This window comes from Arthrobacter sp. CJ23 (assembly GCF_024741795.1).
Taxonomy (GTDB): Bacteria; Actinomycetota; Actinomycetes; order Actinomycetales; family Micrococcaceae; genus Arthrobacter.
This window is the reverse complement of record NZ_CP102950.1, coordinates 118,189-135,692: the sequence shown is the minus strand read 5'-3', so window position 1 is coordinate 135,692 and position 17,504 is coordinate 118,189. Positions and strand designations below refer to the sequence as shown.

General features: G+C 64.2%; 12 protein-coding genes and 2 rRNA genes. All 14 read right to left on the bottom strand.

The features are described 5' to 3' along the window. Window positions 1–114: 114 nt before the first annotated feature. Window positions 115–3,252: ribosomal RNA gene (locus NVV90_RS00640) — 23S ribosomal RNA — on the bottom strand. Window positions 3,253–3,791: 539 nt separating this feature from the next. Beyond that, window positions 3,792–5,318 (bottom strand): 16S ribosomal RNA (locus NVV90_RS00635). Together the 16S and 23S rRNA genes form the textbook arrangement of a ribosomal RNA operon. A gap of 417 nt (window positions 5,319–5,735) precedes the next feature. Further along, a complete protein-coding gene (locus tag NVV90_RS00630; protein ID WP_258439277.1) occupies window positions 5,736–7,181 on the bottom strand; it encodes an MDR family MFS transporter in 1,446 nt (481 codons plus the stop codon). 105 nt (window positions 7,182–7,286) lie between these two features. Continuing rightward, window positions 7,287–8,189, bottom strand: coding sequence for a pantoate--beta-alanine ligase (panC, locus tag NVV90_RS00625; protein ID WP_258439276.1), 903 nt, complete (start codon window positions 8,187–8,189; stop codon window positions 7,287–7,289). A 6-nt stretch (window positions 8,190–8,195) separates the two neighbouring features. Next, window positions 8,196–9,104, bottom strand: coding sequence for a Rossmann-like and DUF2520 domain-containing protein (locus NVV90_RS00620; protein ID WP_258439275.1), 909 nt, complete (start codon window positions 9,102–9,104; stop codon window positions 8,196–8,198). Beyond that, a complete protein-coding gene (locus NVV90_RS00615; protein WP_258439274.1) occupies window positions 9,097–10,641 on the bottom strand; it encodes a PH domain-containing protein in 1,545 nt (514 codons plus the stop codon). The genes NVV90_RS00620 and NVV90_RS00615 overlap by 8 nt, the downstream gene beginning before the upstream one ends. After that, a complete protein-coding gene (locus NVV90_RS00610) occupies window positions 10,638–11,150 on the bottom strand; it encodes a PH domain-containing protein (protein ID WP_258439273.1) in 513 nt (170 codons plus the stop codon). Before NVV90_RS00610 ends, NVV90_RS00615 begins: the two co-directional genes overlap by 4 nt. Further along, on the bottom strand, window positions 11,131–11,652 hold the full coding sequence (locus NVV90_RS00605) for a DUF3180 domain-containing protein (RefSeq protein ID WP_258439272.1): 522 nt from the start codon (window positions 11,650–11,652) through the stop codon (window positions 11,131–11,133). The genes NVV90_RS00610 and NVV90_RS00605 overlap by 20 nt, the downstream gene beginning before the upstream one ends. 3 nt (window positions 11,653–11,655) lie before the next feature. Beyond that, window positions 11,656–12,195, bottom strand: a complete 540-nt coding sequence (gene folK / locus NVV90_RS00600; RefSeq protein WP_258439271.1) for a 2-amino-4-hydroxy-6-hydroxymethyldihydropteridine diphosphokinase — start codon at window positions 12,193–12,195, stop codon at window positions 11,656–11,658. Then, complete coding sequence (gene folB / locus NVV90_RS00595; protein WP_258439270.1) at window positions 12,192–12,581, bottom strand: dihydroneopterin aldolase; 390 nt, start codon at window positions 12,579–12,581, stop codon at window positions 12,192–12,194. Before folB ends, folK begins: the two co-directional genes overlap by 4 nt. A 14-nt stretch (window positions 12,582–12,595) precedes the next feature. Then, a complete protein-coding gene (folP, locus tag NVV90_RS00590) occupies window positions 12,596–13,501 on the bottom strand; it encodes a dihydropteroate synthase (RefSeq protein WP_258439269.1) in 906 nt (301 codons plus the stop codon). A 7-nt stretch (window positions 13,502–13,508) separates the two neighbouring features. Continuing rightward, window positions 13,509–14,150: a GTP cyclohydrolase I FolE gene (folE, locus tag NVV90_RS00585; protein ID WP_258439268.1), complete on the bottom strand. Its 642-nt coding sequence runs from the start codon at window positions 14,148–14,150 to the stop codon at window positions 13,509–13,511. A gap of 10 nt (window positions 14,151–14,160) precedes the next feature. Beyond that, entirely contained in the window at window positions 14,161–16,233 is a 2,073-nt protein-coding gene (ftsH, locus tag NVV90_RS00580; RefSeq protein ID WP_258439267.1) for an ATP-dependent zinc metalloprotease FtsH, read from the bottom strand. A 186-nt stretch (window positions 16,234–16,419) separates the two neighbouring features. Further along, window positions 16,420–17,463 (bottom strand): LacI family DNA-binding transcriptional regulator, encoded by a 1,044-nt coding sequence (locus NVV90_RS00575; protein WP_258439266.1) that lies wholly within the window; start codon window positions 17,461–17,463, stop codon window positions 16,420–16,422. Between the last annotated feature and the right edge of the window lie 41 nt (window positions 17,464–17,504).

Genomic DNA, 17,504 nt, shown 5'->3' with positions numbered 1-17,504 from the left:
CAGGTGTGGTGTTGTTGTTGTTTAGTTGTGGTTGTGTTCCTGTGCCGTGCAAACCGCGGTTTGGGTTTGTTGGTCGGGAACCACATAGTGGACGCAAGCAAGTGTTTTGTTTGTGTGGTGTAAGTTGTCGGCCTATTAGTACCGGTCAGCTTCAACAGTCTTTGGTCCTGTCTTCCACATCCGGCCTATCAACCCAGTGGTCTGGCTGGGGGCCTCTCACACACGAGGTGTTTGGAAATCTCATCTTGAAGCGAGCTTCCCGCTTAGATGCTTTCAGCGGTTATCCCATCCGAACGTAGCTAATCAGCGGTGCACTTGGCAGTACAACTGACACACCAGAGGTTCGTCCGTCCCGGTCCTCTCGTACTAAGGACAGCCCTTCTCAAATTTCCTGCGCGCGCAGCGGATAGGGACCGAACTGTCTCACGACGTTCTAAACCCAGCTCGCGTACCGCTTTAATGGGCGAACAGCCCAACCCTTGGGACCTACTCCAGCCCCAGGATGCGACGAGCCGACATCGAGGTGCCAAACCATGCCGTCGATATGGACTCTTGGGCAAGATCAGCCTGTTATCCCCGAGGTACCTTTTATCCGTTGAGCGACGGCCATTCCACAATGTACCGCCGGATCACTAGTCCCGACTTTCGTCCCTGCTCGAGATGTCTCTCTCACAGTCAAGCTCCCTTGTGCACTTACACTCGACACCTGATTGCCAACCAGGCTGAGGGAACCTTTGGGCGCCTCCGTTACTTTTTAGGAGGCAACCGCCCCAGTTAAACTACCCATCAGGCACTGTCCCTGACCCGGATCACGGGCCGAAGTTAGATGTCCAAAGTGACCAGAGTGGTATTTCAACGATGACTCCACCCGGACTGGCGTCCGGGCTTCCACGTCTCCCACCTATCCTACACAAGCCACTCCGAACACCAATACCAAACTATAGTAAAGGTCTCGGGGTCTTTCCGTCCTGCTGCGCGTAACGAGCATCTTTACTCGTACTGCAATTTCGCCGAGTTTATGGTTGAGACAGCGGGGAAGTCGTTACTCCATTCGTGCAGGTCGGAACTTACCCGACAAGGAATTTCGCTACCTTAGGATGGTTATAGTTACCACCGCCGTTTACTGGGGCTTAAATTCTCAGCTTCGCCACCGAAGTGGCTAACCGGTCCTCTTAACCTTCCAGCACCGGGCAGGAGTCAGTCCGTATACATCGTCTTGCGACTTCGCACGGACCTGTGTTTTTAGTAAACAGTCGCTTCCCCCTGGTCTCTGCGGCCCACACCCGCTCCGGAGAGCAAGTCTCCATCACGGGGCAGGCCCCCTTCTCCCGAAGTTACGGGGGCATTTTGCCGAGTTCCTTAACCATAATTCTCTCGATCGCCTTAGTATTCTCTACCTGATCACCTGTGTCGGTTTGGGGTACGGGCGGCTAAAACCTCGCGTCGATGCTTTTCTAGGCAGCATAGGATCACCGGATCCCCCTTGCGGGAGTCCCATCAGATCTCAGGAACGTGATTGAACACACAGGGACGGATTTGCCTATCCCTGACCCTACATCCTTAGACCGGGGCAACCATCGCCCGGCCCGGCTACCTTCCTGCGTCACACCTGTTAATACGCTTACCTCCCGGGATCAGGTCCCGCGCTCGGCCAAAACCCGCACACCACAAGGGTGATTGGGCAGGCTCCGGGCGGTTAGTATCCCCCGCTTGGCATGGGCGGTTTTTCGCCGGTACGGGAATATCAACCCGTTGTCCATCGACTACGCCTGTCGGCCTCGCCTTAGGTCCCGACTTACCCAGGGCAGATTAGCTTGACCCTGGAACCCTTGATCATTCGGCGGACGGGTTTCTCACCCGTCTTTCGCTACTCATGCCTGCATTCTCACTCGTGTAGGCTCCACCGCTGGTTTACACCGCGACTTCACCGCCCACACGACGCTCCCCTACCACTCCAGACGCCTGAACCACGAAGGCTAGGCCATGTCTGAAATCCACAACTTCGGCGGTGTACTTGAGCCCCGCTACATTGTCGGCGCGGAATCACTTGACCAGTGAGCTATTACGCACTCTTTCAAGGGTGGCTGCTTCTAAGCCAACCTCCTGGTTGTCTTCGCAACTCCACATCCTTTCCCACTTAGCACACGCTTAGGGGCCTTAGTTGGTGGTCTGGGCTGTTTCCCTCTCGACTATGAAGCTTATCCCCCACAGTCTCACTGCTGCGCTCTCACTTACCGGCATTCGGAGTTTGGCTGACGTCAGTAACCTTGTAGGGCCCATCGGCCATCCAGTAGCTCTACCTCCGGCAAGAAACACGCAACGCTGCACCTAAATGCATTTCGGGGAGAACCAGCTATCACGGAGTTTGATTGGCCTTTCACCCCTACCCACAGCTCATCCCCTCCATTTTCAACTGAAGTGGGTTCGGTCCTCCACGACGTCTTACCGTCGCTTCAACCTGGCCATGGGTAGATCACTCCGCTTCGGGTCTAGATCACGCCACTACGATCGCCCTGTTCAGACTCGCTTTCGCTACGGCTTCCCCACACGGGTTAACCTCGCGACGTAACACTAACTCGCAGGCTCATTCTTCAAAAGGCACGCCGTCACAGCTACAAGGCTGCTCCGACGGATTGTAAGCACACGGTTTCAGGTACTGTTTCACTCCCCTCCCGGGGTACTTTTCACCTTTCCCTCACGGTACTGGTCCGCTATCGGTCATTAGGAAGTATTTAGGCTTATCAGGTGGTCCTGACAGATTCGCACGGGATTTCTCGGGCCCCGTGCTACTTGGGATCCTCTCCAGGCGGTGCACAACATTTCGGTTACGGGGCTCACACCCTCTCTGGCCGGCCTTTCAAGACCGTTCACCTATGCCTGCACTCCACACCCCACCGGTCCGGCAGAACCAGTACGGAAAGTCCCACAACCCCGCCCATGCAACGCCCGCCTAGCTATCACACATGGAACGGTTTAGCCTGATCCGCGTTCGCTCGCCACTACTAACGGAATCACTCTTGTTTTCTCTTCCTGCGGGTACTGAGATGTTTCACTTCCCCGCGTTCCCCCCACGCACCCTATGTGTTCAGATGCGGGTCACCAGATCACTCGCGCGTCTGGCGGGGTTTCCCCATTCGGACATCCTGGGATCACCGTTCGGTTATCAACTCCCCCAGGCTTATCGCAGATTCCTACGTCCTTCTTCGGCTCCTAATGCCAAGGCATCCACCGTGTGCCCTTAAAAACTTGACCACACAAAGATCAAAAGCTTTCTCGAGAGAACCATGACCACAAGGGCCAGGTTCTTCATAAAAAGAAATTGCTGTAAGACACACACACGCCCCGCCCCCGAAGGAACGGCCATGCGCATGCCTAGATGCTCGCGTCCACTATGTAGTTCTCAAACAACAACCCCGTCCCCCACACCCCACACACCAGCCACCCCCAAGAGGGCGGCCACCGTGCGTGTTCGGTGAAGGCAGGAAAAACAGAAACCCCAGGAGGTTCCCGCATTGCTGCAGGTCCTGTTGCCTCAGGACCCAACAGTGCGCCAAACACAACCCCGCATCCCACGCCCCGGCGCGTTCCCAACACCCACACCCCCAAGGGGGCGCGGGCGCCGTACTGGCACCAGGACACGGCCGCGACGGCCATGCCAAAACAAGTCTGATTCGTTGATATTCCACCCATGAGCACCCACCGCAGGACGAATGCCTGCGCAATGGGCTTTGCTTCCACACACCCACTCCAGGACCATGCGGTCCCTTCGGGGCGATGATGGTGCTCCTTAGAAAGGAGGTGATCCAGCCGCACCTTCCGGTACGGCTACCTTGTTACGACTTAGTCCCAATCGCCGGTCCCACCTTCGACGGCTCCCTCCCACAAGGGGTTAGGCCACCGGCTTCGGGTGTTACCAACTTTCGTGACTTGACGGGCGGTGTGTACAAGGCCCGGGAACGTATTCACCGCAGCGTTGCTGATCTGCGATTACTAGCGACTCCGACTTCATGGGGTCGAGTTGCAGACCCCAATCCGAACTGAGACCGGCTTTTTGGGATTAGCTCCACCTCACAGTATCGCAACCCTTTGTACCGGCCATTGTAGCATGCGTGAAGCCCAAGACATAAGGGGCATGATGATTTGACGTCGTCCCCACCTTCCTCCGAGTTGACCCCGGCAGTCTCCTATGAGTCCCCGCCATCACGCGCTGGCAACATAGAACGAGGGTTGCGCTCGTTGCGGGACTTAACCCAACATCTCACGACACGAGCTGACGACAACCATGCACCACCTGTGAACCAGCCTCAAGAGGGGCGCCTGTCTCCAGGCGTTACTAGTCCATGTCAAGCCTTGGTAAGGTTCTTCGCGTTGCATCGAATTAATCCGCATGCTCCGCCGCTTGTGCGGGCCCCCGTCAATTCCTTTGAGTTTTAGCCTTGCGGCCGTACTCCCCAGGCGGGGCACTTAATGCGTTAGCTACGGCGCGGAAAACGTGGAATGTCCCCCACACCTAGTGCCCAACGTTTACGGCATGGACTACCAGGGTATCTAATCCTGTTCGCTCCCCATGCTTTCGCTCCTCAGCGTCAGTTAATGCCCAGAGACCTGCCTTCGCCATCGGTGTTCCTCCTGATATCTGCGCATTTCACCGCTACACCAGGAATTCCAGTCTCCCCTACATCACTCTAGTCTGCCCGTACCCACTGCAGAACCGGAGTTGAGCCCCGGTCTTTCACAGCAGACGCGACAAACCGCCTACGAGCTCTTTACGCCCAATAATTCCGGATAACGCTTGCGCCCTACGTATTACCGCGGCTGCTGGCACGTAGTTAGCTCTAGCGCTTCTTCTGCAGGTACCGTCACTTTCGCTTCTTCCCTACTGAAAGAGGTTTACAACCCGAAGGCCGTCATCCCTCACGCGGCGTCGCTGCATCAGGCTTTCGCCCATTGTGCAATATTCCCCACTGCTGCCTCCCGTAGGAGTCTGGGCCGTGTCTCAGTCCCAGTGTGGCCGGTCACCCTCTCAGGCCGGCTACCCGTCGTCGCCTTGGTAGGCCATTACCCCACCAACAAGCTGATAGGCCGCGAGTCCATCCAAAACCGCAAAAGCTTTCCACCACCACACCATGCGGTGAGCGGTCGTATCCGGTATTAGACCCAGTTTCCCAGGCTTATCCCAGAGTCAAGGGCAGGTTACTCACGTGTTACTCACCCGTTCGCCACTAATCACCGGCGCAAGCACCGGGTCATCGTTCGACTTGCATGTGTTAAGCACGCCGCCAGCGTTCATCCTGAGCCAGGATCAAACTCTCCGTTGAAGTAAAACAAAAACAGACACAACCAACACCCCCGGAAACACGGGGAAAGAAGGCTGCACAAAATTTGAAACCAGCTGAAACCAGGCCACCACACACGGGGGTGCGGGCAACCCGGCAAATCAACCAATTCATAAAAACAAATCGGTATCAACAAACTTGGCACACTATTGAGTTCTCAAACAACAGACCCCATGATTCATCACCCGCCAGCACGCCACAAAAGACACACCAACAAGCCATTGGAAAAAGGAGATTATTTGGCCGCCATCCGAAACATACACACCTTCCGGCTTTCCGTTCCGCACCCGGCGACTCAGAAAACAATACACCCACCCACACCCCCACGCAAATCCACCCCAAACAGAACAACGCTCCCCCGCCAAAGCGAAGGAGCGTTGTTGGCTGCTGCTGGCCGGATCAGTGTCCGGCAGCACCAGGAGTCTTGCGCATCATGGCGGAGAGGACAACGGCCGCGATGGCAATGACGGTCGCGGTCAGGAAGGCGGCGTGCATCCCGGCTACGAGTCCCGAGGCCGCGGAGACCGCAGCGAAGATCGAGACCAGCAGGGCCGTGCCCGCAGCACCGGAAACTTGCTGCGCCGTGCTCATGATTGCCGAGCCGTGCGAATAGAGGTGCGGCGGCAGCGGGTTCAGGCCTGTGGTGAACGCCGGCGTGAACAGCAGCGCCAGGCCCAGGCTCAGCAGCACATGCAGGGTGATGACCCACCAGAGCTGGCTTGCCTCATTGAGGGCGGAGAACTGCCACAGGGTCAGCACCATGAGCACGGAACCGGAGACCGTCAGCGGCAACGGGCCCACCTTGTCGAAGAGCCGGCCGATCACGGGGCCGAGCAGGCCCATTGCGAGGCCGCCCGGCAGGAGCGCCAGCCCGGTTTCCATGGGCTGCAGGTGCAGGACGTTCTGCAGGTACAGCGGCAGCAGGATCACGCCGCCGAACAGCGCCATCATGGCCACAACCATGAGCAGCGTGGACACAGTGAACATGCGGAAATTGAAGGCACGGAGATCCAGCAGCGGGGCGTCGGACTTCTGGAGCCTGAGCTGGCGCAGCACGAAAACCACGAGGCAGATGATGCCGACAACCAGCGCAATCACCGGACCCACACCCGCACCCGCGCCGCCGATCTGGCTCAGCCCGTAGACCAGGCCGCCGAAGGCGGGAACCGTGAGGACCACGGAGGCGAAGTCCAGGGTGGTCTTGCCCCGTTCGCCCACATTGGTCAGGAAGCGCGCGCCGATGGCCATGGCGGCCAGCGCCACGGGCAGCACGAACACGAACATGAACCGCCAGGAGAAGTGGTCCAGGATGATGCCCGACACCGTGGGCCCGAGTGCCGGGGCCACGGAGATCGCGATGGTCACGTTGCCCATCACGGCACCGCGGCGGGCCAACGGCACCAGGGTGAGGATGGTGGTCATGAGCAGCGGCAGCATGATGGCCGTGCCGCCGGCCTGCACGATGCGCGCCAGCAGCAGGACGGGGAAGCCCGGAGCGAGCGCCGCGAGCAGGGTGCCTCCGCTGAACAGGCCCATGGCCAGGAGGAAGGCCGCCCGTGTGGTGAGGCGCTGGAGGATGAATCCGGTGGTGGGAATGACTACGGCCATGGTCAGCATGAAGCCGGTGGCGAGCCACTGGACCGTGGGGGCGTCCACGTGGAGGTCCGTCATGAGGCGCTGCAGGGCAACGTTCATGATGGTCTCGTTGAGGATCACCACGAAGGTGGCCACCAGCAGCGTGACGATGACGGTTACGGACTCGCGCGACATCTTGTCGCCGGTTGTGGGAGCCGCCTGGGTGGGGACTGGGTCGTTATGGGCGTCGGACGTGACGTCGGTAGACATGAGGATTCCTCAGCTTTAGGGCGTTGGTTCCGGCGATCCATGCCGGTGCAGATTCCAACAGTCTAAGTCTCCGCAGCATTCCCGTCACGGGAAAAAATCCAATCGTTAGGAATTCAGCGGTGCGTTGTCGATCAGCCTGACCGGCCCCACCTTTGCGGCGATGATCGCCAGGCCCTCTCCGCGGAACGGGGTTTCCCTGCAGTTCTCGGCGAGCGGTTCCAGGGTGCGGGGATCGACGACGTCGAAATAGTCGAGCTGAACCAGCGGCTGTGATTCAACCAGCGCGACGGCGGAGTCCAGGTCGAGCGGTTCGTGCGCCTGGGCGCGCTGCCCGATCAGGCGGAGCGCGCGGGACAGGACCAGCGCGGCCTCGCGCTCGTCTCCAGACAGGAAACGGTTGCGGCTGGACAGGGCGAGGCCGTCGTCATCGCGGACTGTGGGGACGGCGACGATCTCCACCGGGAAGTTCAGGTCCGAGACCATGCGCTTCACCAAGGACAGCTGCTGGGCGTCCTTCTGGCCGAAGTAGGCGCGGTAGGCCGCCGTCGAACCATCCGGGGCCGCCCCGCCGGGCAGTCCGTAGTGCAGCAGTTTGGAAACCACGGTGAGGGCGCCGTCGAAGTGGCCGGGACGGGAGGCGCCTTCCCAGGTGTTGCCCATCGCACCGGCGGTCACGCGGACCATCGGCTCGCCGAAGGGGTAGACCTCCTCCACCGAGGGGGCGAAGACGAGGTCCACGCCTTCGGCATCGAGGAGGCCCAGGTCGGCGTCGAGGGTGCGCGGGTAGCGGTCAAGGTCCACGGCGTCGCCGAACTGCAGCGGGTTCACGAAGATGGTGGCCACCACCACGTCGTTCTGCTCGACGGCGGTGCGCGCCAGGGCGGCATGCCCGGCGTGCAGGGCGCCCATCGTGGGCACCAGCCCCTGGGAGCTGCCCTTCTTTTCGGCGAGGAGCCGCGCGCTCTCCGCCCGAAGTTCAGCCGCAGTGGTCACGAGTTTGATGGCCATGGTGTTTCAGTGTCCTTCCGGCGCCGAGGGATCCGTGCCCAGGGCGTTGTTGATCTCATCCAGCTGCCCCGCCTTGAGCAGCCCGCGGTTACCGGCGCGCCGGGCGGTGGCGCGGGCCATCGCGCGGTACGCCTCGAGGACGTCGCCGCCGGCACCGCCGTCGTACTCCGCCAGGGCCTGGGCATGCGCGGAAACGGTGCCCACATCGCCGCGGGCCACCGGGCCGGTCAGGGCAGACTCGCCCGAGGCGAGGGCGTTTTCGAGCGTGGCGCGCAGGAGCGGCCCCAGCATGCGTTCCGGTGCGTCGACGCCGACGTCGCGCAGCAGTTGCGATGCCTGGGCGACCAGCGTGACCATGTGGTTGGAACTGTGCGCGAGGGCCGCGTGGTAGAGGGTGCGGTCCGCCTCCGCGATCGACACGGGCTCCGCGCCCATCTCCACCACCAGCGCCTGGGCGATCGGCAGCATGGCGGCATCCGCCGTGACGCCGAAGGTGCAGTCCAACAGCCGGGTGAGGTCCAGGCTCATGCCCGTGAATGTCATGGCCGGGTGCATGGCCAGCGGGATCGCCCCGGCGGCGCGGACCGGCTGCAGGATCCCGACGCCGAAGCGGCCGGAGGTGTGGGCCACCAGCTGGCCGGGCTGCCAGGCGCCCAGCTTGGCGAGGCCTTCCACCAGTTCGCCCAGGACGTCGTCCGGGACGGCGAGCAGCACGAGCTGGGAACGCTCCACGATGTCCTGGATCTCCAGGACGGGGACGCCCGGAAGCAGGGATTCGGCACGTTCGCGGCTCGCTTCCGAGACCGCGGAAACCCCGACGACGGCGTGCTCGGCCGCGCGCAGGGCGGCACCGAGGACGGCGCCCACCTTACCGGCGCCGATGATGCCGATACCGAGTCGTCCTGGCCTAGCCATGCTGCGGATCCTCCTGGGTTGCTGCGGGGTGATGGGGTGCGGGTGGTGGTGCCGTCGGGATGACCGACGGGGACGGCGGTGCCGGCGGGGCAGGTGGCGGGGCCACCTGGGCCAGCCACTGCTCGCTGGTCTGGCGTTTCCTGGCCTCGCGGGCGCGGGCCGCCTGCAGGTCGAACAGCTCCACGGCCTGCCCCACGCCCGCCTGGATGAGACGGGGAACAACCGGGCCGGCGGTGGTGTGCAGGACCAGGTCGGCCACGCCGAAGCGGCGGCCCAGCGGGCCCTGGTGCAGGGCCATCGACTGGGTGCGCTGGTGCGGGACCAGCACGAGCTGCCGCCACCAGCGGCCCGAGCGGATCAGCAGTGCAGTGCCGGTGGCCAGGAAGCCGTTGCGGCGCCAGCCCAGGGGCGCCAGGAGCCGGGCGCTGCGCGGAGTGGCGACGAAACCGCCGTCGGAGTCAAGGCCCTGGAGCCCGGCCGTGAAGACCCGTTCCGGATCATCGGTGCCGGGATCCGGGAGGACGAGCGAAAGGATCCTCATGACATCGGACTTGGGCCCCACGGGAAGGAGCGTGGTGCGCGCCGCGCCCTCGTTGCCGGCGGCGCCGCCGTAGCCGGCAACGTTGACCTGCATGCGGTACCAGCCGAGGATGCGCCACAGCGGTGGCTGCGACACCTTGAGCGCCTGGATCCGGCCCGGCGGCAGGGTCTGGGCCTGGGTGTCCAGGAGCCCGTAGCGCAGGCGGATGCCGTCCGGGGAAATCGCGGCCGTGAAGTTGTAGCCCCTGTTGAAGGAGCTCCAATAGGCGGCGCCGATGCCCAGCACGGCCGGAATCAGATACAGGTAGAAGGCGCCGCTCTCGGTCAGCACGGAGAGGACCACTGAGGCCACAGCTCCCAGGAACACGGCCACTGTCTGTTCGCTGAGGACCAGTGATCCGATGAGCCGGCCCGGCGGCACGGAGAGCACCACGTGCTCGGGCGCCTCCGGGGCGTCCACGGTTTCCGGGCCCGTCACCACGCCGGCGGCGCGCGCCAGGATGGTGGCACGCAGCTGCTTGGCCTGCGCGAGCGGCAGGTACGCCAGCCGCACGGCCGACTCGCCGGCGTCGGCCACTTCAAACTTCAGCTCGGCAAGCCCGAAGATCCTTGCTAGCAGCGGCTGCACCACGTCGATGGCCTGCACCCGGTCCAGGCGGGCCTGGCGCTGCTGCTTGAAGAGGAAGCCGGTGTTCACGCGGACGTAGCCCTCGGCCACCTGGTAGCGGGTGAAGTACCAGCTCAGGATGAAGCCGCCCACGGTCAGGAGCAGCAGGATGCCGCCCCCGGCGAGCAGCCACGGAGCGCGGCCGTTGAGGTTGGGGTCAACGAGGTCCCGGCCCTGGAGCAGGCGTTCAAAGGTGTCGCGGCCGAAGAAATAGCCGACGGCGGCCAGCGCCACCCAGCCCCGCACGAACGGTGACGCCGGGTGGACGCGCTGCCAGTCGCCGTCGGCCGCGTTGGCCGACGGGCCTGCGGCGGTGCCTGGCTGGGTCACAGCCCGGCCAGCCTGGCTTCACCGCGGGCCGAAAGCTGCTCGCGCAGGCGGGCGCCCTCGGCGGCAGGCAGTCCTGGGAGCAGGGCGTTGGTTCCGGCCGAGGCCGTGTGGAGTTTGAGGGTGCACAGGCCGAGGCTGCGCTCGACGGGGCCCACGGCAACATCCACGTACTGCATGCGTCCGTACGGGACCACCATGGTGCGCTGGAAGAAGATGCCCCGGCGGATCAGGAGATCGTCGTCGCGTTCGGCGTAGCCGATGGCCCGGACCTGGCGCGGAATCAGCACCAGCCGCCACAGGGCGAGGACCAGCATGGCAGCCGGGACGCAGGTGGCAAGCCACAGCGGCGGCCACGACCACCAGCCCAGGAGCACGAGCAGCAGCGGCAGGGATACCACGGCGATGGAGATCAGGTTGCCGATGGCCCACTCGACCAGCCGGACCGTGACGTATTTGGGCGACACCCGCAGCCACTGGACGCCGGGAGGGTCAATCGCCTCGGTATGCATATTCGCCTTCACCCTTGGGTTCACCGCGGCGGGGATCCGGAACGCCGGTCCCGCCTTCCAGGTCCTCCGGGGGGATCCGGCAGAACCGTTCAACAACGAGGCCCACGGCAACCATGACCAGGCCGCCGCCGCCCATCAGGAGCGTGAGCCACAGGATTCCCTGGTCACTGCGCAGGCTCCAGATCCGGAGCAGGTCAACCGCGATCCCGGCATGCCAGCCCAGCAGGACCGTGCCCGCGTAGGCGCAGGCCTGGGCCAGGACCAGCGTCCGGGCCGCCAGGATGGGGTTCAGCATGGTCTTCTTCTTGCCGTTGCGCCAGCGCAGCACGCGGATGCCCATGACCAGGGTGAGCGCGGCAATCACGCCCATGGTCACCAGCGCCGAGGGTGGCAGCACGGGGGTGGCGAGGCTGTAGCGGCCAGCCGCCAGGGCGGCCAGCCAGCCCACCGCGGCAACAACGACGGCGATGATCACCAGAAGGAGCGGACGGATGGCTTTCATGGGCTACTCCACCGCGCCGGTGGCGGGCACTCCGGCGACGTCGCCGTAGCCGTCGAACGGGCGGATGTCCGGCATGTCGGCAGCCTGCGCGGCGAGCTCGCCGACGCTCTGCCCGTTGAGCTGCGCGGAAGGATCCAGCAGCGACCAGGGGTAGAGAACGAAGGCCCGTTCGGCGGCGCGGGGGTGGGGCAGGGTCAGTTTTTCGTCGTCGCTCACAAAGTCCCCGAAGACGATGATGTCCACGTCCAGGGTCCGCGGCCCCCAGCGGATTTCGCGCACGCGGTGGTGCTTCTGTTCGACGTCGTGACAGTGCTGCAGCAGCTCAAGCGGCGCGAGGGTGGTCTCCACGGCGATGACCATGTTCAGGAAGTCCGCCTGCCCGGCAGGACCTCCCACGGGCTTGGTCTGGACTACTGGCGAGACGCCCAGGAGCCGGACTTCCGGCCGGTCCACGAGGTCCGCGACGGCGGTGGACAGGGTGTCGTTGCGTTCCCCCAGGTTGCTGCCGAGCGCGAGGACCGCTTTGGTGAATGCGGTGCTCATGGCCGGTCCTGGAGTGGACGGGACCCGTGCGGCCGGGCCCTGTGCACGCTGACCGTGACATCGCCGAAGGGCACCTCGATGGGCGCCTTGGGCTTGTGGACGGTGACATCGACGGCGCCCACGTTGAAGCCGGCCAGGATGGCGTCTGCGATGCGGACGGCCAGGGCCTCGATCAGGTTCAGCGGCTCGCCCTCGATGAGGGAGGTGATCAGCTCGGCCACCTCGCCGTAATGCGCCGTGTACTGGAGGTCATCGGTCTCCGCAGCCTTGGTGAAGTCGGTGTGCAGCACCACGTCCACCACGAACGGCTGCCCGTCGCGGCGTTCGAAATCAAACACCCCGTGGTAGCCGACGGCGGTGACTCCGGTCAGAGTAATCCTGTCCACAGCATGTCCCCCGATCACTGCTTGATGCGCGCGGCGACCTTGACAGCGTCAAGGCTGGGGCCGACGTCGTGCACGCGGACGGCCCAGGCTCCCCCGGCGGCGCTGAGCGCCGTGATGGCGGCGGTGGCGTAATCGCGTTCCAGCGGCGCCGCGGACTTGCCGGACACCGTCAGGAGAGTGCCGAGGAAGCGCTTGCGTGATGCCGCCACCAGGACCTTGTGTCCCAGGGCATTGAGCTTGGGGAGGTTCTTGAGGAGTTCCCAGTTCTGGGCCTCGTTCTTGGAGAACCCCAGGCCCGGATCCACGATGATCTGCTCGGGTGCCACACCGGCGGCGTAGAGCTTGTCGCGGACCTCGCGCAGCTCTGCCACGACGTCGTCCGCCACGTTTCCGTAGTCGGTGAGGCTGTCCATGGTCTTGGCATCGCCGCGGCGGTGCGTGAGGACGTACGGCACCTTGGTGCGGGCCACGAGTTCGGGCATGCCCGGCTCGATGGTCAGACCGGAGACGTCGTTGATGATCGCCGCGCCGGCTTCCACGGCGGCCGCTGCCGTGGAGGTGTGCATGGTGTCGATGCTGACCAGCGCGCCGGCCTTGACCAGGGCCTGGATCACGGGGATCACGCGGCGCTGCTCTTCGGCCGGGTCAACCGGCTCGGCACCGGAGCGCGTGGATTCGCCGCCGACGTCGATGATGTCCGCACCGGCGTAGAACATCCGCAGGCCCAGCGCGATGGCCGAGTCCGGGGTCTTGTGGCTGCCGCCGTCGCTGAAGGAATCCGGGGTGACGTTGAGGATTCCCATGACGAGCGTGCGGTCCGTGGGCAGGTCCTGGAACCTGGCCGCCGGGAGCGGCTTGCGGAGGATCGGCAGGGGGCTGGTGGCCGGGCCGGTTCCGGGTGCTGCAGCGAGGGAATCCATGTGTTTGTTACCTTCCGAGTATGAGACTCATGGCCTCGGCACGGGTGGCCGGGTCATGGAGTTGCCCGCGCACTGCGCTGGTGACGGTCTTGGCGCCGGGCTTGCGTATGCCCCTCATGGACATGCACATGTGTTCGCATTCCACCACGACGATCGCGCCGCGGGGGTTCAGGTGGTTCACGAGGGCTTCGACGATCTGCGTGGTGAGGCGTTCCTGCACCTGCGGACGGCGCGCGTAGATGTCCACGAGCCGCGCAAGCTTGCTGAGGCCGGTCACCTTGCCGTCGTGCGAGGGGATGTACCCCACGTGCGCGACGCCGTGGAACGGCACCAGGTGGTGCTCGCACGTGGAGTAGAACGGGATGTCCTTGACCAGGACCAGTTCCTCGTGGTCGAGGTCAAACGTGGTGGACAGGACGTCCGCCGGGTGCTGGTGCAGGCCCGCGAAGACCTCGGCATACGCCTTGGCCACGCGCTTGGGCGTGTCCAGCAGCCCGCCGCGCTCCGGGTCCTCGCCGATGGCCAGCAGGATTTCGCGGACAGCCGCTTCAATGCGCGGGCGGTCCACTTTGTGGCCTGAGTGGCCTCCCGGCTTGCCCGCGGAGTGGCCGCCGGCGGCGGAGTGGTCGTCGTCGTCGAAATGAGTCACAGCAGAAAGCTTAGCCGTGAAGCGTAGTAGTGTCGGTGCCGCCGTCGGGCCCGGAGCCCTGGAACGGCTCCTGGCTGCCGACGCCCTGCGGGTGCGGCGACTGGGCATCAAGGGGTTCCTTGAGACGTGCGGCCTTGGCCTCTTCCTGGGCCTCGCGCTCTGACTTCTCCGCACGGGATTCCACGGGGGGGATGGTCTGGACGGGACGGGATTCCTTGGAGAGCCACACTTCGCGGAAATCGCGCTTGCGGATATCGCTGAAGATGTGGGCGATCTCGGCCTGGTTGAGGGTCTCCCGCTCGAGCAGCTCAAGGGCCAGCTGGTCCAGGACATCGCGGTTCTCGGTCAGGATGGCATAGGCCTCGTCGTGGGCCTGGTCGATCAGGCGGCGCACTTCCTCGTCCACGATGTAGGCCACCGAGTCAGAGTAGTTGCGTTCCTGGGCCATGTCGCGGCCAAGGAACGGCTCGCCGCCGCCGCTGCCGAGCTTGACGGCGCCGATCCGCTCGCTCATCCCGTACTGGGTGACCATCTTGCGGGCCGTGGAGGTGGCCTTTTCGATGTCGTTCGAGGCGCCCGTGGAGGGGTCGTGGAACACGATTTCCTCGGCAACGCGGCCACCCATGGCGTAGGCCATCTGGTCCAGGAGTTCGTTGCGGGTGACCGAGTACTTGTCATCCTCCGGGACCACCATGGTGTAGCCAAGGGCACGGCCGCGGGGCAGGATGGTGATCTTGGTGACCGGGGCGGAGTTCCGCAGGGCCGCCGCCACCAGGGCGTGGCCGCCTTCGTGGTACGCGGTGATCTTGCGTTCGTGTTCCTTCATGACGCGGCTGCGCTTCTGCGGGCCGGCCATGACGCGGTCGATGGCCTCGTCCAGGGCGCGGTCGTCGATCAGGTTGGCGTTGGAGCGGGCGGTCAGCAGGGCGGCCTCGTTGAGCACGTTGGCCAGGTCCGCACCCGTGTAACCGGGCGTCTTCTTGGCGACGCCCTTGAGGTCCACACCCTGGGCCATCGGCTTGCCCTGGGCATGGACGTTGAGGATCTGCTCGCGGCCGATCAGGTCCGGGGCTTCCACGGTGATCTGGCGGTCGAAGCGGCCCGGGCGCAGCAGCGCGGGGTCCAGGACGTCCGGGCGGTTGGTGGCGGCGATCAGGATGACGTTGGTCTTGACGTCGAAACCGTCCATCTCAACCAGGAGCTGGTTGAGGGTCTGCTCGCGCTCGTCGTTGCCGCCGCCGATGCCGGCGCCGCGGTGGCGTCCCACGGCGTCGATTTCGTCAACGAAGATGATGGCCGGGGAGTTGGCCTTGGCCTGCTCGAAGAGGTCGCGGACACGGGACGCGCCCACGCCGACGAACATTTCCACGAAGTCCGAGCCGGAGATGGAGAAGAACGGCACGCCGGCCTCGCCGGCGACGGCGCGGGCCAGGAGGGTCTTGCCGGTGCCCGGAGGGCCGTACAGCAGCACGCCCTTGGGGATCTTGGCGCCCACGGCCTGGAACTTGGCCGGCTCCTGGAGGAATTCCTTGATTTCCTGGAGCTCTTCAACGGCCTCGTCCGCGCCCGCGACATCGGAGAACGTCACCTGCGGCATGTCCTTGTTGACCAGCTTGGCCTTGGACTTGCCGAACTGCATCACCTTGGAGCCGCCGCCCTGCATGCGGGACAGCAGGAACCAGAACAGCACGCCGAGCAGCAGCACCGGGATCAGCAGGGAGAACAGCCCGGAGAACCAGTTGTTCTCAACGGGCTGGTCGGTGAAACCCTTGGCGGGATTGGCGTTGGTGACGGCCTTGACGATGTCCGGTCCGCGGTCCGTGACATAGAAGAACTGGATGTTCTTGCCCTTGTCCTGGCCGTCGAGGACCAGGTTGTCCTTCAGGATCAGGTCAACGCGGTTCTCGGCATCGAAGATCTTGGCCTGCTCCACCTTCCCGCTTTGGGAAAGGAGCGCGAGGCCGTCCTTGGTGTCGATACGTGTGGATCCGCCTGGGGAAAACGTTGCGAAGGCCACCAGGAGCAAGCCGACTACGACAACAATCCAGATGCCCGGGCCCTTGAAGAAACTCTTAGCTTTCATCTGATCGGGGCTTGGCCCCGTCCCTCCTGGTAGTGCTGCAAGGCGCAATAGTCTGCGCGCTGTGTGGTGCTGCGTCAGTTTCTAGCTTTACACCGTTCGGAGTGATTCACGCATAGGAAAAGGCAAAAGTTCCCTCTAGGCGTACATGAAACCCTGCAGCACCTGCCGTGACCCGTGGTTGGGCGGTCAGGCGGCGGGTGGCGCGATGGAGTCGCGGAGCACCAGGGGGCAGTCAAGGATGGTGGGGTGGGAGGAGAGCAGGGCGAGGTCCGTCTTCCCCTCAATGGCATCGATGAGGTTGTTCGTGGCCCAGGCGCCCATTTCATAGTGCGGCAGGGCCACCGTGCTGAGGCCCGGGTAGAGGTTGGCTGCGATGAGCTCCTGGTCATCAAAGCCCACCACGGACAGGTCCTCGGGAATCCTCAGCCCGATCTCCGCAGCCGCCCGGTAGAAGCCCATGGCCATGCGGTCGTTGTAGCAAAACAGGCCCGTAGGGCGGTCTGGACGCTGCAGCATGCGGCGCCCGGCCACGTAGCCGCCCCGGGCCTCGGACAGCTCAGCCTCAACGGGCGCCGCATCGCCGTCGAGCCCTGCCTTTGACAGAGTCTCCCGGAAGCCGCGGAGGCGGTCGCGGGTGGCGGGCACGTCGTCGGTGTTGTTCAGGAAGCCGATCCGGGTGTGGCCGGCGTCGAGCAGGCTCTGGACAGCAGCCCGGGCCCCGCCTTCCTCGTCCGGGACCACCGACGTCATGTCTCTGGCGAGGCTTTCGGCGTCCACCAGAACTGAGGGCACACGGGCCAGGTTCGCCGGGACGGCCACCTCGCGGTGGTACATGGTGGCGTACAGGATGCCATCCACGCGCCGCTCGAGGAGGGCCTCGACGTCGGCCTCCCTGGATTCCGGGCTGGCCGCGCTGGAGGTGTTGATGATCATCAAGTTGTAGCCGCGGGCCCTGGCCGCCTCGTCGGCGCCCAGGATGATCCGGCCTGCGTGAGGTGTGGTGGCGATTTCCTCGCTGATCAGGCCAAGCATGCCCGTGTGCTGGGTGCGAAGGGCCTGTGCCAGGCGGTTGGGGCCGTATCCCAGGCGCGCGGCCGCCTCCTTGACCTTGTCCCGGGTCTCAGGGCTGATCCTGGCATACGAGACGTTGTTCAGGACGTGGGAAACCGTGGTCACAGATACGCCGGCGGCAACGGCAACATCCTTGATGCCAATGTTCTTGTAACTCAACGGTTTCCCACGTCCTCAACTAGCCGGTCCTGCTGCCGGTC